General features: G+C 60.4%; 19 protein-coding genes. 2 read left to right on the forward strand and 17 right to left on the reverse strand.

Annotation, left to right across the window (positions count from 1 at the left end; genetic code table 11):
- Positions 1-34: 34 nt before the first annotated feature.
- The 3 genes from VG146_12580 to VG146_12590 all read right to left on the reverse strand — a co-directional run bounded on the left by VG146_12580 (position 35) and on the right by VG146_12590 (position 3224).
- Positions 35-1453 (reverse strand): TolC family protein, encoded by a 1419-nt coding sequence (locus VG146_12580; protein ID HEV2393185.1) that lies wholly within the window; start codon positions 1451-1453, stop codon positions 35-37.
- Positions 1454-1736: 283 nt separating this feature from the next.
- The gene (locus VG146_12585) at positions 1737-2195 is read right to left on the reverse strand and encodes a hypothetical protein (protein HEV2393186.1); all 459 of its coding nucleotides are present in this window, start codon (positions 2193-2195) and stop codon (positions 1737-1739) included.
- A gap of 564 nt (positions 2196-2759) precedes the next feature.
- Entirely contained in the window at positions 2760-3224 is a 465-nt protein-coding gene (locus VG146_12590) for a hypothetical protein (GenBank protein HEV2393187.1), read from the reverse strand.
- A 750-nt stretch (positions 3225-3974) separates the two neighbouring features.
- Here VG146_12590 and VG146_12595 point away from each other — a divergent pair.
- Positions 3975-5564 carry a hypothetical protein gene (locus VG146_12595; GenBank protein ID HEV2393188.1) on the forward strand — a complete coding sequence of 530 codons (1590 nt, stop codon included), beginning with the start codon at positions 3975-3977 and terminating at the stop codon, positions 5562-5564.
- 80 nt (positions 5565-5644) lie between these two features.
- Here VG146_12595 and VG146_12600 read toward each other — a convergent pair whose 3' ends face one another.
- Positions 5645-6511: an aspartyl protease family protein gene (locus VG146_12600; GenBank protein ID HEV2393189.1), complete on the reverse strand. Its 867-nt coding sequence runs from the start codon at positions 6509-6511 to the stop codon at positions 5645-5647.
- Positions 6512-6843: 332 nt separating this feature from the next.
- Here VG146_12600 and VG146_12605 point away from each other — a divergent pair, with 332 nt between their 5' ends.
- Positions 6844-7515, forward strand: a complete 672-nt coding sequence (locus VG146_12605; protein ID HEV2393190.1) for a transglutaminase-like domain-containing protein — start codon at positions 6844-6846, stop codon at positions 7513-7515.
- Positions 7516-7600: 85 nt separating this feature from the next.
- Here VG146_12605 and VG146_12610 read toward each other — a convergent pair whose 3' ends face one another.
- The 13 genes from VG146_12610 to VG146_12670 form a co-directional block, all read right to left on the reverse strand.
- On the reverse strand, positions 7601-9067 hold the full coding sequence (locus VG146_12610) for an efflux transporter outer membrane subunit (protein ID HEV2393191.1): 1467 nt from the start codon (positions 9065-9067) through the stop codon (positions 7601-7603).
- On the reverse strand, positions 9064-9813 hold the full coding sequence (locus tag VG146_12615) for an ABC transporter ATP-binding protein (GenBank protein HEV2393192.1): 750 nt from the start codon (positions 9811-9813) through the stop codon (positions 9064-9066). Before VG146_12615 ends, VG146_12610 begins: the two co-directional genes overlap by 4 nt.
- The gene (locus VG146_12620) at positions 9810-11021 is read right to left on the reverse strand and encodes an ABC transporter permease (protein ID HEV2393193.1); all 1212 of its coding nucleotides are present in this window, start codon (positions 11019-11021) and stop codon (positions 9810-9812) included. Before VG146_12620 ends, VG146_12615 begins: the two co-directional genes overlap by 4 nt.
- On the reverse strand, positions 11018-12226 hold the full coding sequence (locus VG146_12625) for an efflux RND transporter periplasmic adaptor subunit (GenBank protein HEV2393194.1): 1209 nt from the start codon (positions 12224-12226) through the stop codon (positions 11018-11020). The genes VG146_12620 and VG146_12625 overlap by 4 nt, the downstream gene beginning before the upstream one ends.
- Before the next feature lie 114 nt (positions 12227-12340).
- A complete protein-coding gene (locus VG146_12630; GenBank protein HEV2393195.1) occupies positions 12341-12643 on the reverse strand; it encodes a metalloregulator ArsR/SmtB family transcription factor in 303 nt (100 codons plus the stop codon).
- Positions 12644-12931: 288 nt separating this feature from the next.
- Entirely contained in the window at positions 12932-14311 is a 1380-nt protein-coding gene (locus VG146_12635) for a TolC family protein (GenBank protein HEV2393196.1), read from the reverse strand.
- Entirely contained in the window at positions 14308-15435 is a 1128-nt protein-coding gene (locus VG146_12640; GenBank protein ID HEV2393197.1) for an efflux RND transporter periplasmic adaptor subunit, read from the reverse strand. Before VG146_12640 ends, VG146_12635 begins: the two co-directional genes overlap by 4 nt.
- Positions 15436-15470: 35 nt before the next feature.
- Entirely contained in the window at positions 15471-18629 is a 3159-nt protein-coding gene (locus VG146_12645; protein HEV2393198.1) for an efflux RND transporter permease subunit, read from the reverse strand.
- Positions 18630-18632: 3 nt separating this feature from the next.
- Positions 18633-19154 carry a hypothetical protein gene (locus tag VG146_12650; GenBank protein ID HEV2393199.1) on the reverse strand — a complete coding sequence of 174 codons (522 nt, stop codon included), beginning with the start codon at positions 19152-19154 and terminating at the stop codon, positions 18633-18635.
- 248 nt (positions 19155-19402) lie between these two features.
- A complete protein-coding gene (locus tag VG146_12655) occupies positions 19403-19747 on the reverse strand; it encodes an ATP-binding protein (protein ID HEV2393200.1) in 345 nt (114 codons plus the stop codon).
- Positions 19748-19759: 12 nt separating this feature from the next.
- Positions 19760-20548 carry a histidine kinase dimerization/phospho-acceptor domain-containing protein gene (locus VG146_12660; GenBank protein HEV2393201.1) on the reverse strand — a complete coding sequence of 263 codons (789 nt, stop codon included), beginning with the start codon at positions 20546-20548 and terminating at the stop codon, positions 19760-19762.
- 150 nt (positions 20549-20698) lie between these two features.
- Entirely contained in the window at positions 20699-20857 is a 159-nt protein-coding gene (locus VG146_12665) for a hypothetical protein (protein HEV2393202.1), read from the reverse strand.
- Complete coding sequence (locus VG146_12670) at positions 20838-21401, reverse strand: response regulator (protein HEV2393203.1); 564 nt, start codon at positions 21399-21401, stop codon at positions 20838-20840. The genes VG146_12665 and VG146_12670 overlap by 20 nt, the downstream gene beginning before the upstream one ends.
- Between the last annotated feature and the right edge of the window lie 24 nt (positions 21402-21425).

The following is a 21425-nucleotide window of genomic DNA, read 5'->3' on the forward strand; positions in this document are numbered from 1 at the left end:
TTTAGTGGCCGTCCGCCAAGACTTTGGGTTTCTTTTACATGCCACCGCTGGTTTTTCTTGGTGCCGAGGAGTTGCCCCGGCTCATGCCGGCGCTTGTGGGACTCAGCGAGGCGCCACTCGGGGGCATGCCCTGAACGATCAGCGACAATTCCGCCAGGACCACTTCGCGCTGTGTGCTTGCCTCGATCTGGTCCAACTCGAACCCAAGCAGCGTGCGCTCGGAGTCGGTCAGATTGAAGAAATCGATCTGGCCGGCCAGGTAACCGGAGCGGGCCACTTCGAGCGACCGCCGCGCCTTGGGCAGGAGTTGGTCGTTCAGCAGCGCCAGATTGCGGCTCGCTTCGCGATAAAGGTATGATCTGGCGGCCCAATCGGCCGCCAGCGCAATTTGCTCGCTCGACAATTGCGCCTGAGCAGAACGCTTATTGGCCTGGGCCTCGGCAATTTGCGCGGCGATCTTGTCGCGCCAGATGGGAAGTGACATGGTGCCCGGATTTCCCGGCAAACGATAGAGAGTTGGGTCGGTCTTTGCGTCACCCATGAAACCCAGGGTGAAGTCGGGCAGGCGGGACTTTTGGGCGAGGAGAATCGAAGCCTCGGCGGCGCGGACCTCCGCTTCGATGGCCTTGAGCCGCGTGTTTTGCGCCAGCGCCATGTCGAAGAGCTTGTCCGCGGTAAGGTCCAATGGCGTGGATTCAAAACGCTGAGGCATCGGCGGAGCCGGGTCCTCGGCTTTCAAACCCAGGGCGGCTTTAAACTGTGCCACCAGCGCGTTGCGCGAGTCCTCGAGGTTGGCAATGTCCGTGCGCAGCCGGTCCTCTTCGATCTGAGCGCGCAGCACGTCTTGCAGGGTGACCTTGCCCACTTCGTTTTGGGCGAGAGCTAGCTTTTCCAGGTCCGCCAGCAGGCCAAGCGTTTCCTGGTTGACCCGGAGTTTCTCCGCTAAAAAGTAGAGTTGGTAGTAGGAGCGCTTCACGTCGAACGCGCTCTCCAGTACAGTGGATTGAAAAGCGAAGTATTTGGCCTGGCTTTGGGCTGAGGCAATTTGCGCCCCCACTCGGAGTTTATCCGGCCAGGGGATGGTCCCCATCAGCCCGGGCATGATCGAAGTGACGATGTTCTGGATGTCCATCTGGAAGGTGAACTGGGGGTCGGGCAAAGAGCGCGCTTGGGTGATGCGTTCGATGGACGCGAGCCAATCGTAGTAGGCTGTTTCGACCTTTGGCTGGTTTAACAAGGCATAAGCGAGATAATTGCTGAGGCTGGAACTGGCCGAGAGCTCAGGCAGCACCGGCTTTTCGCCATGGGGGCGATAATCGGCGGCCACGCTTTGGGCCTGGCGGCGAGCTTCCTTCTCGCCTTTGGTCGGCACCCCTTTGCAGCCCGAAAGAATCAGGGCCAGAGCCGCGAGGCCCGCCATTGCGGCGTTGCGCGTCGGTTTCAAACTAATCATAAAATTCAAATGCGATATTTTGCATCGTCTCCTCTACTACGCCGAAAGGTGCGCCTTCCCTCTCGGAATTCACAGAAAGAAATGAAGTGCGCGCAGCTCGATGAATCGTGCGGGCGAAAGCAGCATTTGCCTGATGATGTCGGAGCGTGGAGCGTCAGGGTGGGTGGAGCACGGCGTACGTTTCAACGCCCTCACGCTCTACGGTCCTCCCGCTCACGCCGATCCATGCCGGCCGGTTCGGGATATGAAACTGCTTTTGCCCACTCCTTTCGTCAGCCAGTGCCTACTTGAGGGGAGCCACCTGAATGGAATCATTTGTGTAGCCTCGGGCGAGCCAGGGAAACTCTTCTTTCACTCTCGGGCTTGCGGCCCAGGCCTGGTCCTTGGTTACCCGATTGAATTCATTCACGCTCACGATCGGCTTTGCAGTGGTTAGAGTCGGCGACTGCCCGCCGCGACCCAATGCGGGGAAATCTTCACGCACTCGCGGACTGGCCGCCAAGGCGCTGTTCTTTCTGATGTACGAGGGAACCCTGTTGGCGCGCGCCACTGCTCCAGTTGAGGTCTGGGACTGCCTGGTCAGCCATTGGAATTCCTCCAGCCCGTGCGGGCTGGCAATGACCGGCCCGTTTACAATTGCAGATGCCTTGGCTGCCAGAGCCGCCAGGTTATCGGCCCGGACATTGGTCGCAAATGCCGCGACGATTGTCGCGCTCAAGAGAAGTGATTTTGTCATTTTCATATCATTGGCAATTTTAAGTTTTCTGCGGGCGATCCTCTCGCGCCCGTCTGTTCATTAATACGCCGGGACTGATCCGCATCCCTTTGACATTCTTTGCCAAAACCTCACCCTTTTTTGCCACGGCAGGAGCAACGGCGGCGAATAGATTGGGGACGGAATCACGGTGGGCGGAGCTGGGTATCGATTGGCCGTAGGTGACGCCGTTGACGCCCATGAGCATGTCCGCCTGCGGACCCTCATGCGGCCGAAATAGGGCCCGCCGATTCGATTTCCACATAGCTGGTTGCGTTCTGGCGGCTCTGATGACAGTTCATGCAAAGGGCTGGCTCACCGGCATTTGTGACAGTCGTTCCGTCATGCAGGGTAAATGGCGGCCAAGGTCCGAAGCAGGTGCGGGTAGTTTGGTGGGCGTGGTCGTTCCGTGCGGCTCATGGCGGCCTTTCAAATTTCACGCGGAACCGCGCTATCCTGTGATTGCCGCGAGTCGCAGCGGGATTCCTGGTCAAAAAGAAAAGCGGCGAGAAGCTTGGAGAAACCTCGCCGCCCTCTGGCCGAGCGTGTTCTTTACTTCTTTTCTTCCATGCCAGCCGTTGAACCACTGCCCGGCTTCGTCGCGCAGCAAAAGACCGAACTGCTGCCGCACTTTTCGCAGACATGCTTGACTTCATTTTTCCGCCCATGTTTGCCGGCTGCGATGACCTTGATAAAGGAGTCGCAGCCCGGGCAGAGATGTTTCTCGCCCACCGTCATGATTTTAATGTGTCCCTTTTCGGTGGTGACATTATGGATCATCACCGACTTGCACTTGGAACACACCATCGCGATGGTGTCACCGGGCTTGAGCGCCTCCGCCTCCGCCGTAGTCTTGATGCCCTGGAGCTTGAGCATGTGGGTTGCGCCCTTCATGTCGCTAATGTCATCCTGCGCCCGTGCCGCGTTGGGCAGTCCGACAGCAAGAGCCGCCGCCAGCGCCAGGCCATAGCATGGGCGCAGGCGGCCCTTCAGGTCCCTGATAGTCATTTTCTTCATGTTATTGTCTTTCGTTTGTTTTGTTTTGGTTTCGATTTCGATTCTCAGCGGATGTCCTATCACGAGGGGGGGGTGGTTCAATGCGCAACGAAAGTTGAGCGCGCCATAATGGCTGGCTTCGTGAGCGAACGCGAGACCCCTGAATAAGCATTCGCGCAAGGCGCCTTTCGGTGCCTTGAGTCCATGTTGGCTGCCACGGCGCAGCCAGAGCCGCCTTCCATCCGGACTGGTTGGAACCACTCGCGCGATGGGAATCACGACCGATTTGTCTGCCCACCTGCTTGGTATGATTCTCAAAGTGCTCGTCTTCATGTTTCGTTCTGTTTCCAATACGCCGCGACAGCGCGCATCCCTCAGAATTTCGGTTCGGTTCTAATAATAAGGCGCAGCGCCTGGGGTTTGACACGTTCGGACCAAGCCCTGGGAAGCAATTCGCGTTGCCGAAACAATAACTGATTAAGGGCTTCGGAATCCTCTGCCGCGCCCGGCCGTTTTCATCAACCCCCCTCTGCAAAAGACCCCGGCGCGGTTTAGGGCGCCAATTGATCAAATCATCGAGCGCGACGATCAATCCGTGGTTTCCGGTCTCCGTATTAGGACGATATGGACCCGGGCGGGGAATGAGTTGGCCAATTCTTGCATAGCCTTTGGCAATCCGTGGGGAGTCAGGAGCAAGCCAAAAGCCGTTAATCAGCATTATTAGCGGGCGAAAAAACATAAAGCCGACAACACATTTAGACAATAATCACTATGCGCTTCGTAAACCAAATCGACCAAATCGCAGTCAGCCGCCCCGCCTCTCCTTTTCTGCGGTGGAACCTGGCAGCCGCGCTTGTTCTCTTCGGACTGTGCTGGCCGGCCCGCGGTCAGTTTTATGCCGTGACCGACCTCGGCACTCTTGGCGGCGCCAACGGCATGGCCTACGGCATCAACAATCATGAGCAAATTGTGGGAGCAATGCAGACCGGCTTGGGCGGCTATCACGCCTTCATGTTCGATGGCGGCCGCATGGTGGATCTCGGCACGATGGGCGGGAGCAACAGTTGGGCTTATGGCGTTAACGACAGCGGTTGGATGGTCGGCGGGGCGCAGATGGCTTCGACCAACATGCGCGCTTTCCTCTGCGCCAACGCGCTGATGAATCCCGCAATGATGGATTTGGGCGCCCTTGGCGGCAGCAATAGCGCCGCGTGGATGATCAACATGCGCGGGGATATTGTCGGTTGGGCACTGACGACCAACGGCAGCCAGCATGCGTTTTTCATGACCAATTTTGCGGCCGGCGACATGATGGACCTGGGCACATCTGGCGGCACTAATTCGGCAGCGTATTGCATCAATAGCAACCGCATGGTGGTCGGGGGCGCGATGATGTCCAACGGCGTGATGGAGCCGATCATGTCCACCAATGCCCTATTCGGCAGTTCGAGCATGATGGCGATGGGAATGGGCAGCATGGGCGCATCGGGCGGCCAATCGTGGTACGTCAACGACATGGGAGACACCGCCGGGCAGGCAATGATGTCCGGCGGCAACTTCCATGCCTTCGTCTCCAGCGGCGGAGGCATGATGGGGCAAACGGTGGTCGATCTCGGTACGCTGGGCGGGACGAACAGCGCAGCCTATTGCCTGAACAACGCGGGCACAGCCGTTGGGATGGCGCAACTGGCCGCAGGAATGCCGCACGCATTCATGGTAACCAACGCTCTGGGAGGGATGGGCGGAATGGCTCGCATGACAGACTTGAACAACTTGATTCCAACCAACAGTGGCTGGGAACTGATGGTGGCGCGCGGCGTGAACGCGGCGGATCAAATTGTGGGCTGGGGAATGCGCGCCGGACACACGAATGCGTTTCTGCTCACGCCAGTGTCCGCTCCGGTCACGATGGTGGCGGGTCCGTCGCCGCGAGTCGTCGGGCCGGGAACTTCAGTTACACTCGGGATGCAGATGAGCGCCAGTGAACCGCTGACTTATCAATGGCTCCTAAACGGGATGCCCATTGAGGGCGCCACCAACGCAACATGCACGCTTTCTGGCATGAGCCTGGCAAATGCCGGTCAGTACACCGTCACGGCGAAAAACGTCGTGGGCACCGTGGCCAACTCATCGGCCGCCGTCAGCATGTTCAGTATGCAGTTCACCGGTGTAACCTTGCGCCTGACGCTCGCGGCGCCTGCCGGAAGCCACTTCAGGATTGATTACTCCGACATGTTAGGCGGCGCCGTGAATTGGCTGGCGATGACCAACTTCACCGTGATGGGCTCGATGACCCAGGTGAGCGACACGCCTCCCCAGGGTTTGCGCGCTCGATTCTATCGGGCGGTGATGGTTCCATGAACCTGGAGGCCGGTCTCTCTGGCCCATGTGCCTGAATCGAAGCTCCCAATAAAGCACCATAAATCATTAGCAATCCGTCTTTAGGGCGCTGCCTTTGGCGCGGATGGGAGCTGTGGTCCCAAAACCAGCCTGCCCCTGGCTGAATCAATCGTGACGGTCTCAAATTGACTAAGCAGGCCATTCCCCACAAGTCCGGCCTCGCCCTCAAAAATTGGGTTGGCGTGCAAACCCGTTTCCACATCGCCCAGAATTTCCGCACCAATTTTTACAGCCGTCCTTGTCTGCGGAATTCCCAGCTCTGCCAATCCCACCGCCACCTTGCGGCTGCAATCCTTTGGGCTGACGTCTCGAGTAACCCACTGCAAGGGCGTGGCGCACCCGGTATCCACCCGAAACCACCGGGCCCTTTTCCCGCCGACGCTCGCCTTGACTCTGATTCCGCAGCGCCGCGCGTCCAACGGCACAACGTCACCCGCGGTCGCCGTGCCGGAAGCAAGTAACCGGACCTTCGATTCGCGAAAATCGATCTGCACTGCTCTGTCTTTAAAGAACCCCGCCCCAATCAAACCATCCACTCGGCGCGCGCATGAGCGGCTCAGCTTCCCCAAATCAAGAGCCAGCAGGCGGTTTGGCAGGGTCACCTCGTTGGCTTTGGCCCAGCGCGTCCCGGTCCAGAACCCATCCATCGAAACCCCGACCCCGCGCACCTCGGCTCGCTGGCCGAGCGGGAGACCCAGTTCCTTCGCGGTCTGCAGATTCACCACGCTCGCCTCCGCCCCGCTATCGAGCAGGAAATTCAATACCCTCCCGGATTCCGGGACCTGGACTTTCACCCAAAGCAAGCCTTCGCGGAACTCAAACGGGAATTCGCCTCTCGGCACCACATCAGCGTGACCTTGAATCAGCCAACTCGAGCACAATAAGCCGCAAAACAGCATCCGCCGCATTGCCGCCTTTCGGCAAAATCAATGCCATAAACGCCGCGAGGCGCTTTATATTGCGCATCAGTGACTTAGCTGACTTCCGAACCCTCTGGGAACACCGAATGATTGTTTCGTTGTGGCCACGCGGGTTAAAAAGCTCCATGCGAACGCGGACAAAGTTTGCTGGAAACGTCGGAACCAACGAAGGCAATTCAGCGGCTGCATCGGCCCGCAGCCGACAAGATTATCCCTGAACGGCGACTGGCGTGGTCGCCAGAACTCGTGCATTGCCACGATACTCGACCGTGGCTGGTGTCTGGCCGATGATTCCGCATTGCGCAAAAATGAGCGCCAAAATGAACACAGCTTTGCCTCAAACCGATGGGCGCGCCGGAAGCCATCGGCCTGGGCGCGGTGCGCTTCAGCCTGGGAAGATGGACCACCACAGAAGAACTGGACCATGTTCTCGGCCTTCTCCCGCGAACGAAACCTTCACGGCTATCGCACAGCAAGTCACACGAGGCAAAACGACGGACCTGGCCCGCGCTCGCGCGCTCTACGACCACGTCATCGAAAAGGTGCGCTATGCCCGGTACGGCTCGGGTTGGGGCGTCGGTGACGCGGTGTATGCCTGCAATGCACATTCGGGCAATTGCTCGGATTTCCATGCCTACTTCATCGCGCTGGCGCGCTCCATCGGCATCCCGGCCCGCTTCGCCATTGGCGCAGCCATTCCTTCCGAGCGCAATGACGGCGGCATTGATGGCTACCACTGTTGGGCTGAGTTCTTCGCCGACGGCAAATGGGAGCCCGTGGACATCAGCGAAGCGAACAAAAACTCCAGCCTGGCGAATTATTACTTCGGCCATCACCCGGCGAACCGGTTCGAGTTGAGCAAGGGCCGCGACTTGGTCGTGGAACCCGGACCTGCCTCCGGCCTAATCAATTTCCTCGCCTACCCGGTCCTCGAGGTGGATGGCAAGGCGGTCCAGGTGCAGACGGAGTTCCTTTTTCGACGTCATCGCTAAGAAACCAATCGGGTTTCATTCGAGCGCCGGAGCCGGCGCCCGTTTCGGCGCGCACGGGGGGTTATTTCGGGGACGGGTCCGCCCGCTACCAGCCCCCGCCCAGCGCCTGGTAGAGTTGAACAATGACAATAAGCTGGTTGCGTCGAGTTTGGGCGAGGGCGTTTTCTGCGGGAAAAAGCTGCTGCTGCGCTTCGAGCACCTCGTAGTAATTGGCTTTGCCAGCGAGGTAGCGCCGGGTCGAGACCTCGACCGCTTTGCGATAGGCCGCCACCGCTCGCTCCTGCGCAGTACGGACCGCCTCAAGTTTCTGCCGCGTGATGAGCGCGTCAACGACCTCCCGCAAGGCATTCAAAGCCGTCTGTTGGTATTGGAGTTTGGCTTGTTCCCACGCGGCTTCGGACTGGCGATATTGGCCGTAGAGCCGGCCTCCCTGAAAGAGCGGGCCGGTGACGTTGGCCCCGATGGACCACAGGTTCGCCCCAGGCGAGGTGATGGCCGAGAGGTCCATCGAGACGCCCCCGTAAAGCGCGGTCAGTCCGATCTTCGGCAGAAAGTCTCCCAGCGCGACTCCCACCTGCGCGTTGGCCGAGCGCGCAAGCTGCTCGGCCTGGCGCAGGTCGGGCCGGCGTTCGAGCAATTCGGAGGGGAGGCCGGCGGGAACCTCAGGCGGCATGGCTTGTTGAAGCAACGTTTTGTTACGAGGGATGGGGCCGGGGTTCCTGCCCAGCAGGATGCTGATTTGGTCCTCCTTGAGGGCGATCTGGCGCTCGAGCTCGGGCGCCGCTGCCGTCGCGGTTGCGAGCGCCGCCTCGGCGCGCCAGGTCTCAAGCTCCGAGGCGGCCCCCGCGCCCAGCCGGTTGCTGAAAACCTCGAGGGTTTCGCCAAACGAGTTGGTGGCCCGCCGCGCGATTCCGAGTTGTTCGTCTAATTCCAGCAGTTCAAAGTAGGCTTGGGCCACTTGGCTGATCAGCGAGAGGGCCACACCGCGCCGCGCTTCCTCGCTGGCGAAGTATTGCGCGCGGGCCGACTCATTCAAGCGGCGGATGCGGCCCCACAGGTCCACTTCCCAGGAGGCGTTGAACAGCGCCAGGAACGATTCCTTGGGCAGCGCCGCGCCGCTGACAACTCCCATCGGAAAGGGCGAGCCAAGGAATGAATTTCGGCCGCGGGCCGCTTCGCCGTCGTAACCAATCTGCGGGAGGAACTGGGCGCGCGCCTCCATGGCCAGGGCGCGGGACTGTTCCACGCGGCTAACGGCCAGACGCAGGTCGTAATTGTTGGTCAGGGCAATCTGCACCAGATTCGTCAGAGTTTGGTCCTTGAAAACGCCCCACCACGGCAGGTCCGCAAGCGAATTGGCCGAGTTAGTCTCCGGGGCCCCTCGAAATTGAGCCGGGGCGGCGATGGCGGGCCGCTTGTAATTTGGCCCGATGGCGCAGCCCGAGAGGCCGAGAGCCAGACCCGAGATGCCTAGAAGCAGGGAAGCGGTTCGGGCTGCGCAAAACAGGTGATGGCCGTGCTGCGATTGGGAGTTGATGGTTGCTGGTTTCATGCCCTGGGATTGTCATGGCGGCCTGGCATCGATGGCGGTTTCTGCCCGGGCCGCACTCGGCCATCCTCCATTTCGACGATGCGGTCAAACACCTCGAGGGCGCGCTGATCATGCGTGACGACGATGGCCCCGGCCCCGCGTTCGTGTGCCACTTTGCGGAACAATTCCATCACCTGCCGTCCGCGGGCGCCGTCCAGCGCGGCGGTCGGCTCGTCGGCGAGAATGAGGCTCGGCTCGTTGGCGAGCGCGCGGGCCACCGCCACGCGCTGTTGCTGCCCGCCGGAAAGCGCGTCGGGCAGGTTGGTGGCGCGGTCTGCCACGCCCAGGTATTCCAGCAACTCCATCGAGCGGCGGCGCGCCGCGCGCGGCGGCACGTCGTTGATCTCGAGGGCCACCTGCACGTTTTGCACCGCGTTCAAAAACGGAATCAGATTCGCCTTCTGAAAAACAAAGCCAAGATGCTTTCGCCGGAATGCAGCCAGGTTGACCAAAGCGCGCGGGCCGTCCATCACCCGCTCACCGGCCATGGTGATGCGTCCGGCGGTGGGCGGATTGATGAGGCCCAGCGCGGTGAGCAACGTCGTTTTCCCCGCGCCGCTCGGTCCCAGCAACGCGACCACTTCCCCGCGCGCGACCTGCAGCGACACTTCTTTCATCGCCACGACCTCGGTGTTGCCGCTGCCGTAAACCTTGGTCAAGCCGGCGGCCTCCAGCGCGGCGGCAGACTGGTTGGCGCGCGCGTTCATGACAGAACCGTGTTGGGCGAGATGCGCATCGCCTTCCAAATTCCCAGCAAGCTGGCGAGCACGGAAATTCCCGCCACGGCCATCGCCAGGAACCAGAAATCCCGCGGGGTGATGACAACCAGCCGCGGAAACAAGGGAAACAGCCAGTGGCCCAGCAACACCGCCAGCCCGTAACCCAGGGCGCCGAGCAACAACGCCTGCTGCAAGATCAGGCCGATGATGACGCCGCGGCGCGCGCCCATGAGTTTGAGCATCGCGATGTCATGCGTCTTGTCGAGAGTAAGGGTGTAGAGGATCAGAGTCATGATGATGGTGGAAACGACCACGAGGATGGCGCGGAACAATCCCAACTGCCGGCGCGAGCGGTCCACGAACCCGCGCACCAGCAGGTCGTCCTCTTGCGCCTGCGTATAGACCGTCAGGTCCGGCCAGCCGTTGATGGTGTGGATGACCGCCTGCTGGTCCGCGCCCGGGGCCAGCTTGACCAGGATGGCGCTGACCGTCGGGGGCAGAATGGCGGGCAAGTTCGCCGCAGGGCCCGAGGCGCGCGCCGCCAGAGCCGGTTGTTGCTGTCCGAGGTCTTGCGCCGCCAATTGAGCCGCGCGGCTGTTGCGCTGTAAACGAATGGCTTCACCCGGTTGGTCAAACTGAATCGCCTGCGCATCTGGCAACGAGAAAAAGGCCATGCCATCGCCCGAAGCCGAGGTCATTCCCTTGGTCAGGCCAACGACCGTGTAGAAATCCTTGCCCAGCTTGATGCGCTCGCCGAGTTGCAGGCCGAGGCTGCGGTCGGCGACCATCTCGTAATGCGCCTGCCCCAGCGGCCGCCCGGCCGCGAGCGGCAACCACGCGCCGGGATCGTAAGGCCAGACCAAACCCTGAATGGCCAGCCGCAATGGGCGTCCCGCGAGTTCGCGCTGAATGGTCCAATAGACGAAACGCCGCGTCGTGGCCACACCCGGCACTGCCAGTGCGCGGTTCTCGACATTGGCCGGGACGGAAGAAAGCTCCGCAAACGGGCCGCGCGTGTTGCGTTGTACGACCCACAAGTCGGTGTTCACGCGGTCCACCAGCAGGGTCGCCTCATACACCAGTCCCCGATAAATGCCGCCCATGCCGAGCACGATCATCAGCAGCAGCCCGATGCCGCAGGCGGTCAGGCTAAAGCGGGCGAGGTTGTGGCGGATGTCTTGCGCGGCGAGATTCATGGCGACGCATCTTTGTTCGCCGGCTGGACGCCGGGCAGGACGCGCACGCCTCGTCCGTCGAGTGCCAACGAGTTTTCCCCCATGACTGTTGCGACGACCTGTTCACCGGCCGAGAGTCCGGCAACCACTTCCACGGCTTCGAGTCCGCGCAAGCCGAGTTGCACGTCCCTCCAGCGCGCCCGGCCATGGTCGTTTACAAACACACCGGGCCGGCCTTCGCGCCACAACAGGAATTTCGCGGGCAACGCGAGGACGCTCGCGGCCCGACCGGTTTGGATGTAAACCTCCGCGCGCTGCCCCAAGGCCCAGTTGCGCGGCAATACCGTCACGTCCACGTCCACGTCAAATTCGCGCGTCTCGGTGTCCACCTCGCGCCCCAGCCGGGCGACCTTGCCGGGGAAACTCTTTTCCGGCTCGGACCGGAAGACGATGCGCGCCGGCTGGCCGGGCGCCAGGGCCGCCATGGCCGTCTCGTCCACCCAGGCCGAGACCCAAATCTCGTTGGTGGAAATCAATTGCAGGATGGAACTGCCCGGCAGCGCGATGCTGCCGGGGTCGAGCTCGCGCCGGACAATTAATCCGTTGTAGGGGCTGAGAATCGGCGTGAACGCCAGCAACGCCATTTGATAGGACCGAGTCTTGTCCGCAGAGGTCGCCTGGCGCTCGGCCTCGGTGGTGGCCGCTTGCGCGCGCTTCACATCGGCCTCTGCGTTTTGCAGCGTTGCTTCTGCCGTGTCAAAATCCTGCTGCGAGGTGCTCTTGGTGGGCAGCAATTCGGATTCACGCTCGTAATTGAGCCGCGCCAGTTTTTCCGACGCGACGGCCCGGGCCTCATCCGCCTTGACCCGTTCCAGGGTGGCGCGCGCCGCCGCCAGTCCCGCTTCGGCTACCTCGACTTGTCGTTTGAGTTCGCTGTCGTCCAACCGCGCCAGCAGTTGGCCAGCCGCGACGCAGTCGTTTTGGTCCACCAGCACCTCGGCCAGTGGTTCCTGGATGTGCGAACTGATGGTGGTCTTGACCCGCGCCCCCAGCGCGCCCGTGCCCATCACCTCGGCGACCAGAGGGCCGGTCGTGATCTGATGCGCCACTACTGGAACGGGGGCGAACTTCAGGCGGTAAGCGCCAAAGCCAACGACGGCCGCCAGCGCCAGCCACTTCAGGTTGGCGCGGGCCAAGCCCCTCAGGCGTATGGATTCTATCTTCATAACGAAATCGATCGGGCCGCCACCCTAAACCCGGAGTGCCGGCCGTCTGCGCCCAGCGAGTCAAGGATTTTCACAGTGATGATCTGGTTTTGACTCATGGCAAAGCTTCTTTCGTCAGCAACCGGCGCGGCCGGCTTGCACCGCCTCGATGCACTTGAAAAAGTTCAGCGCGCACGGCGCGCGCAGCCGGTAGAAAACCTGCAAGCCGCGCTTCTCGTCCTCCAAGAGGCCGGCGTTCTTGAGCTGGCTCAAATGCCGCGACACCGTCGGCATCTCGACGCCGATCATGTCGGTGAGTTCGCACACGCAGCGTTCGCCCCGCGACAATTCGTCCACGATGAACAGGCGGGTGGGATGCGCGAGGGCCTTGAGGATGCGGGCCTGCGCCTTGTATTTGGCATGAGCGGCGGCAGTCATAGTCACCGCTTAAATAATTAGCCAAATAGCGAATTAGGCTCGCCTGGTTTTGGCTTTTTCCAATCAAAAATTGCCATCGGCTTTTCGTCAATTAGCCTGGTTGCGATGCCCGCGTTGCGGGTGGGCATGGCAGCCATTCGGCACAGGAACCACAGAACTAGCCTGGATTTCCACGGAACAGAATTGACCTAACATTCCGGCAGATTCGGGCATGGCGTTTACGCTGCCAGGCGCGCGCCGCTTGAGTTTTCTCTTAATTAATGGGTCGTCAAAACCAACGCTTGTCCCCTATTGCTGTTTAGACTCTTGCATTTCAGGCAGAGAGCCAGTTGCCCTCGTTAATGAGTATTGCGCATTGGCGTTCTCAGCCACAGCAGTCACATAGTCCGAACGCGCCTGGGTGAGGGCCTGTTGGGCCTGGATATCCTCGAGAACGATGCCGACGCCGTATTGTTTGCGCTGGCGGGTCAGACGAAGCGTTTCGTCTGCGGTGTTCAGGTTGTGCTCTGAAAGCTCAATCTGGGCCGCCGTGGAGTTCACGCGGACCAGGCCGGCAACAACCTGGGCAATAATCGTATCCTTAAGCTTGGAATCTGCGAAGCGAGCAGCAGCCAGCCGGGCCTTGCTGGCATTGATTCGTCCGGAATCAAACAAACCGCCTGGGCCTATCCGCCAATTCAATCCCACCATGTAATCTCCTTCAGCGAGCAAATTATTGGGACCGCCGTCCGGGCCGCCTCCCATCCCGCCCCCAAATACCTGGGCGCCGATTGAAGGAATCAGGGGCCCGTAAAGCGCACCGTTCTTCGTGGGGCGCGTGGCCGCCAAGAAGGCCTGGCTTTGCTTCAGTTCGGGCCGGAATGCCATGGCCTGCGCAACCAGCGCATTCATCGAGGCATTGGTAGGAAACAGCCTTAGTGGCGACACCCCGGGGTCCAGCGGCGTCAATTCCACGCGCGAATCCAGGTGCAGCACTTGGGCCAGATTTACCGCCGCTACCCGTTGCTGTTCGAGCGCCTGCTGCAGCACAATCCTGTATTGTTCGGTCTGCGTTTGGACTCGCAGTTGGTCGCCTTTGAAAGCAATCCCCGCGGTGACGACCCGTTGCAGTTCCTGCTGATAATCCTGGGAGATTTGAATGGCTTGCCGGGCGACTTCGGCGAGCGCTTTGGCTTTGACTAGGTCTAAATACCCCCGAGCAGCAGACAAGATGGCGTCCTGGCGCTGGGTTTCCAAAGCTTGATCGGAGGCTTTGACCAATTGCTTGGCGGCGAGGAAATTATAAATAGCGTCACCCAGGGCGATTTGTGCGGTCAGTGTGGCGCCCGGTGAATACGATTGGAAGTGGGTATCAGAGATGATCCCGGAGGGGACAGCCTGGGCTGCGCCATCGCGGCGGTGGGAGCCAATCCCAGGCGCCACCCACGGGAAAAACTGCTCGACAGCGCTTTGGCGATTGGCTTGGGCTTCATTCAGGGCTTCGCGTGCGATTTGAATATCGAGGTTTCGCGCGCCCGCCAAACGCAATGTCGCCGGCAGATCGATGGGATAAACCATGTTTGTTCCGGTCTCAGACTTGGGAATCGCCAGCCCGGCCGCGGTGCTGTCAGCCGCCTGACCCGAAATGGCAAGCGTGGCGGCGAAGATAGCGGCAATCGTACCTCTCACCTGGCCTCCACAGGGTTGACGGGCTGGCCATCGTTGAGCGTTTGCTTGCCTACGAGGATGACCGCTTGGTCAGGGTTGAGACCATTGGCTATCTCAACATTGACGCCATCGTTAAAGCCCGTTTTGACAGAGAGCTTTTTAATTTTCCCTTCTGCAATGGTGAAAACGGATGTCCCTGCTTTCTTTACCAGCAGGGCTTGGACGGGTAAAAGCAACACATTCTGCTTGCGTTCGAGTTCCAACTGCACGGTGGCATAGGCCCCGGGCCGGAGTTCACCGTCTGGATTAGGTATCTCGATTTCGGTGAGCATGGTTTTGGTGGCGGGGTCCAGCGCGTGGGCGAAACGGGTTACGAACCCTGGAAAAACGCGGTCGGGCAACTCTTCCACAGAAACTTTTGCAGGCGCGGCGTTCTTAATGAAAGGGACCTCCGGCTCCGGCACGAAGGCCTGGACGCGCACGCGACTGTAATCCATCAACGTCAAGACTGCGGCCCCTTGCGGAGTGCTGCCGGTGGTCGCGGCGGGGATAAACGCGCCGGGGTCCACGAAGCGCGCCGTGACCATGCCGGAGAACGGCGCCACCAGCCGGGCATACTGCAAGAGCGTCTGTGTCCGTTGTAACTTCGCTTGCGCGACCTCCCACTGCCCTCGCAGGGCATCCACCGTCTGAGGAACGACCAGGTCGGGAGCTTTTTGGCGAGCTTCAGCCATGCGTTGGTAAGTGGTGCGCGCCACCTCTGATTCCGCTGTGTACTGGGCTTCATCAGCGAACAGTTCGGGCACTTCAATCTCGCCGAGCAGCTGGCCTGCTGTGACAGCGTCGCCTTTGTCCACGAAAAGGGTCTTCAAGTAGCCGGAAACTTTGGCGTAAAGGGTGGCCTCCTGAAGCGCCAGGATACGAAACGTTGGCAGGGTGAGGGTGCGGGCAATCTCGCCCCGATGAGGAAGGACGGTTTGCACGGTGATGGGAGGAGGGGCTTTCGGCCCTTCAGTTTGGGTCTGGCCGCAACCGCATAGCATGACCAGGCCGAGCAAGGCCAATGTCCTTAAGAATGCCCCGCCAGTCCTATTCCTCAAGATTCCCTGGTTCTGGCAATGCCAGGTTGGGATTTCGGATTTCATCTTACGCATGGTTGACTAATTCGCGCATAACGTTCTTACACCGGCTCTGCGGCTGAGCTTTGCGGATCAATGGGGTCCAGCGAGACAGAGCGCCGGTGGGCGCGAGCCTGGACCAGCGCAAATATGGCAGGCAGCACCAGCAGGGTCGCCACCGTCGCGACCGCCAGCCCCCCAACTACAGCCCGGCCAAGCGGAGCGGTTTGCTGGCCACCCTCGCCTAAACCCAGGGCCATCGGCATCATGCCGGCTATCATCGCCGTGCTGGTCATGAGAATCGGCCTCAGACGACTGCGCGCCCCTTCGATTGCCGCCTCAGGCGCGCTGGCCCCTCCCAGCCGGCTGCGCTCGGCAAAAGTCACCAACAAGATGGCATTGGCCACAGCCACGCCGACCGCCATGATTGCCCCCATGAAGGATTGGATGTTCAGTGTCGTGCCCGTTACCCACAACATGAGGAGGACGCCAGCAATGACGGCCGGCGCGGTGGAAACCACCAGGAACGATAACTTGAGGGACTGGAAATTGGCCGCCAGCAGCAGAAAAATGACCACCACCGCCATGAGTAACCCGGTTCGCAACCCGTCGAGCATTTGTGCCAGCGGGACAACCTGGCCGCGCACCGTCACGGTTATACCCGGTGGTTGCTGCCCCAGTTTCCGGAGCGCCTCTTTGACCTCCTTGGCCACGCTGCCCAGGTCAGCACCCGCAATGTTGGCGGTCACCGTCACCATCCGCTGCATGTTGTATCGCTCATATTGACCGACCGCAGTGCTCTGCGTGACGTTGGCGACATTGCGGAGTAACAGTCCATGGCCACCGTGGTCCATCACCGGCACATTTTTGATCTGTTCGACCGAGTCCATTCGAGTCTGGGGAACCTGCACTTGTACCTGGTAGGTGACGCCGCTGTTGGGGTCGGCCCAGTAGTTGGGAACCACAAACCGGCTGGACGAAGTGGCCGTCACAAGCGCGCGCGATACATCGGCCATTTTGACTCCCATCACGCCGGCTTTTTCGCGATCCACGGTCACATCCACGGTGGGATAATCCAGGGCCTGGCCGAATTGGATGTCGCGCAGGGATGGGATTTCCTCGAGGGCCGCTTTCACCTGCTCGCCAAATGCGCGGTCAGCGGCCAGGTTTTGGCCGCTGATGGCTATCTCAATGGGCGTGGGTGAACCCAGGCTCATCACGCGGCTGACGATATCGCTGGGTTCGAACGAGAAGCTGACACCGGACATCTTTTGGGCAAAAATCTTCCGCAGCCGTTCCTTCGACTCTTCGACGTGAATTGGGGCGCCGGGCTTTAGTTGCACTTGGAGCACGCCTTCCTCAGGACCGCCGTTCCAGAGGTAAATGAAATTGATCGGGTAAGGCGACCCATGCACTCCCAGGAAACCCAGGGAAATCTCGATATTTTGAGAACCGACCTCCTGTTTGATGAGGTCCAGGGTTTGCAGCGCAATTGCCTCGGTCCAATCAAGCTGCGTGCCGGTTGGAGCCCGCAAACGCAGTTGAATCTGCCCGGCTTCCACCTTTGGGAATATCTCGGCGCCCAAACGCCGCCCGAGAAACACGATGACCGCAGCCGCTAACACCAGGTAAAGGCCGGCCACCGCCCAACGCGCGTGAACCAACTTCTGCCCCAGGGCGGCATAGCGTTGTTGGAATCGAGTGAAGCGGCTCTCGGCTGCGGTATGGCCCGCAGCGGCGTTTTCGTGACTGCGTAGAAGCCAAACCGAGAGGATAGGCACCAGGGTGCTCGACAACAAATACGAGGTCATCATGGCAAAGCCGACCGCCAATGACAGCGGCAAGAACATCGCTTTGGCAGCCCCTGACATGAAGAGCGTCGGGCTAAATATTGCCAGGATGCAGAGCATGGCCAGCAATCGAGGCACTGTTGTCTCGGTTGTCGCCTCTAGTGCTGCGCATCCAATGGAACGGCCTCGCATCAGATGAGTGTGGATGTTTTCGATGCTAACGGTCGCCTCGTCCACCAGGATGCCCACGGCCAATGCCAGCCCTCCCAAGGTCATAATGTTGATAGTCTGTTTCGTCAGCCACAGCGCCAGTACGGAACCCATCAAGGAAAGGGGAATGTTGATGACCACGATCAAGGCGCTTCGCCAGTCCCGCAGGAACAACAATACCATGAGCCCTGTCAGCACCGCGCCCATGGCGCCCTCGAGCACCAGGCCCCCAATGGCGTGCGTGACGTAAAGGGATTGATCAAACTGATAGCTGACCTTCACGTCAGCCGGCAACACGCTCTGGAACTTCGACAGGTTCGCCTTGACCAGGTTGACAACCGACAGGGTCGAAGCCGTCGAACGCTTGATAACCGGGATATAGACCGTCCGGCGTCCATTGACCAGCGCGTAACTGGTGACAATGTCCGAGCCGTCAATGACCTGGCCGACATCGCGCAGAAAAACGGTGGGGAACGTCCCGGTCCGAATCGGCACGCCTTCCAGGTCCTTGATATTGAGCGCTACAGAATTGAGGGGCACCATTGGATATTTGCCTTTAATGGGGACGTTCCCAGAAGGACTGATGAGGTTGGCGGAGGTGACGGCGGCCACGACTTCATCAGGAGACATATTAAAAGCGCGGAGGCGCTCAGGTCTGAGGTTAATGACGATGCTCCGGGCGCTGCCGCCAAAGGGTGGCGGCGCCGAAACGCCCGGCAAGGTCGCAAACAGGGGTCTTACCCGATTCAAGGCCAGGTCCTGCATCTCGCCTACCGTGCGGCTGGTGCTCGAAAAAACCAGGTCTCCCACCGGGACACTCCCGGCGTCGAAGCGCATCACAAAGGGTGGCACGGTCCCGGGCGGCATGAACGCCCGCGCGCGGTTCACATAGGCGAGCGTCTCCGACATCGCCTGCGACATATCGGTGGCCGGGTGGAATTGCAGTTTCAGAAGCGCGGCGCCCTGGATGGACTTGGATTCGACGTGCTCGATGCCGGTGATGTAGAGGAAGTGGTACTCGTAATAATAACTGAGATAACCTTCCATTTGCGCCGGGTCCATGCCGCCGTAAGGCTGAGCGACGTAGATTGTGGGAATGCCCAGCGTGGGAAAGATGTCCCGAGGCATTTGCTCCACCGCCAGCACCGCGGCCAGCACGAGGCCAATCATGAGCACCACGATCGTCAGCGGGCGGCGCAACGCGATGTGGACTAGGCTCATTGGCTAAGGAGCTTTTGGCGGCAGCACCAGAATCTGGCCCGCCATCGAGGCGGGGTGCATGGCGCAAACAAAGGTGAACAGCCCTTCTTCATGGAAGCTGAATATATAGGCAGTTTCTTTCAACGGTGGCAGCCGGGCACTCATCAGAACCCGCGAATGCGGATCAATGAGCATAAAATCGTGATTGTCATCGGGCTGCAGATTCCACAAACGGATGCGCGTGGGTTCCTCACGACGGACGGCAAAGAAATTCGGTGAGAAACAATATACCTCGCCAAATCTCTCGATGGTCTCTTTGAGACCGGTCTCGTTGACCGCTACGCGGTGGGTTTGCACCAGGATATTGGCGCCGCTAACGCCGTTGGTCGTGACGCTTACGACCCGTGAGGCCTCGGCGTTGGGCAGATAGAATAACTTCGGGTCCGGCTTCTCCGGCGAACGCTCCTTGCTCTCCATCTTGGAAGTGGCGCACCCGCTCAGGACAACAATCCCGAGGAGGGTTGGGATGATAAGGTCGAATTTCATCGAGTGGAGCTGGTTTGATTTCCCTTTCAATCGCGCAGAGGAGTCGCAACATGCGCTACAACCGTACGCCGCCGAGAATTCTCGAATCGTTTTACAAGGTTCATCACAAGGAGCTTATTGCTAAACCCTTATTACACGGAAAGTAACCGGAACATGACCGCTGGATTACATTTCGGTCATCTGTGAGGAGCGCGCGATCGTCCACAATCGAAAATCCAAAACCCAAATTCAAGAATCCATTCCGGGCTTCAGGCCGGGAACTCAAGACTGACCACCGTCCCGCGGCCCAGGGCGCTCTGAATCGAGGCGGCGCCTCCGTGCAGTTGCATGATCGAGCGCACGATGGCCAAACCCAGGCCGGTCCCACGCGCTGGCCGTGAGCGGGAAGGGTCCACCCGGTAAAAGCGGTCGAAGATTTTCGGAAGGTGCTGCGGCGCGATTCCGTCCCCGCTGTCGCGCACATCAACCCGCACCGTGGCCGAATCAACCGACGCGATGGAGATGTTTACGGTCCCCTTTCGCGGAGTGTGTTGTAATGCGTTTGCCAGCAAGTTGCTAATGGCCCGTCGAAATAAATCCGGGTCGCCGGTCAGGCTGGCCTCGCCCTAGCAGGTCACCTCGACCTCCTGCTCCTTTGCCAAAGCTTCGTAGAACTCCCGGACCGCGTCGATTTCCTTGCGAGCATCGATGCGCACGCGCGTCACAGCCGCGTCCTGGTTCTCCGCTCGCGCCAGAAAAAGCATGCCATCGATCATCCGCGAGAGCGTTTCGCACTCCTCAAGGCTCGACGCCAGAATTTGCTGGTACTCTTCGACGGAACGAGGGCGGGCGAGTGCCACTTCGGCCTCTCCGCGGAGGTTGTTGATGGGGGTGCGCCACTCATGGGCCAGGTCGGCGGAGAACTGTGAGAGGCGCGTGAAGGAGTTCTCGAGGCGGTCGAGCATGGCATCGAAGGCGGCGGACAACTCGGCAAGTTCGGCCGGCCAGCGTGAGGCGGCGATGCGTTCGTGAAGATGGCTGGCCGTGATGCGACGCGCGGTTTTGGCGATGTCCGTAAGCGGTTCCATCCCTGTTCGCGCGATGAACACGCCAGCCGCAGCCGCAAACACCTCCCCCACGACCAACACCGCCATAAATGTCCAGCGATAGCTCGCCAGCAGGGCCTCATCCAAAGAGACGTCCAGGGCCACTTGCAGGGTCCAAACACCTTTGCGCGAAGCGCCGGTCGGCGAGAGCGCCGACATCAGCAGAAAGATGTTCCTCGATCGCGATTTCCATTTGCCGCCTGAGCCAGGAACAGCAGCCGGCTGAACTGGTGCCGGGAAGACCTTGACCGGGACCTGGTCTCGCATGCCGGGTGTTTCAACGGCCACTTCGTTTCGCGCATCCAACATGCGGATCTAATACCTGGCAGGCTGGATGGCGGAAGGTTCGAGTTCTACCTCACTGCTCAGAATGGATGCATCGTTGGCGTGCTTGTTCAGGACCAGGCGCAGAGCCAGGATTTTGTTTGCCACAAAGGAGGCGTTTTCGCGCTCCAGATTTCAAGCCAAAACCCAGTAGAGAAATCCGGTGCAGAGAAACAGCAGGACCAGAGTCGATGCCACGTACAGCAGCGTCAGCCGGCGCGTGATCGACCAGGCTCGCGCCGAACCGGGCGGTCCAGAGGCGGCCCGCTGGGATTCAATGTTCTTCGAGAACATAGCCCAACCCGCGGACGGTGTGGATTAGCTTGCGGGCAAAGGGGTCGTCGGCCTTTCTGCGCAGCCGGCGGACGGCCACAAACTCTTTCGGGGCAAGGTCCAGGCGCTGGCCTCCGCGCATTGCCTTGTGCCGGAGGAGGTCCATCTCCAAATCGGCCACGCGCACCATATCGGGCTGCCGGGCAGGCCCACGGCGCAAGATGGAGCGGACTCGCGCCAGCAGCTCTGAAAAAGCCAATGGCTTAACAAGATAATCGTCGGCGCCCAATTCCAAACCTTTGACCCGGTCTGGTACCGCATCGCGGGCCGTCAGGAACAGGACGGGGGTCTGTTTGCCCGCGCGGCGGATTTCAGCGAGGACAGCCCAGCCGTCCCGTTCCGGCAACATCACGTCGAGAATAACCATGTCGTAATCGCGGCTGAGCGCCAACTCGACCCCATCATCGCCCCGGCCGGCGGGGTCCACCACAAAGCCGCTTTCGGAAAGCCCGCGTTGGAGATATGCCGCCGTTTTGCGCTCATCTTCGACCACCAGGATACGCATAGCCGCAGGTCATGATAACGCCGG

The sequence above is a fragment of the Verrucomicrobiia bacterium genome (genome assembly GCA_035946615.1).
GTDB lineage: Bacteria > Verrucomicrobiota > Verrucomicrobiia > Limisphaerales > UBA8199 > DASYZB01.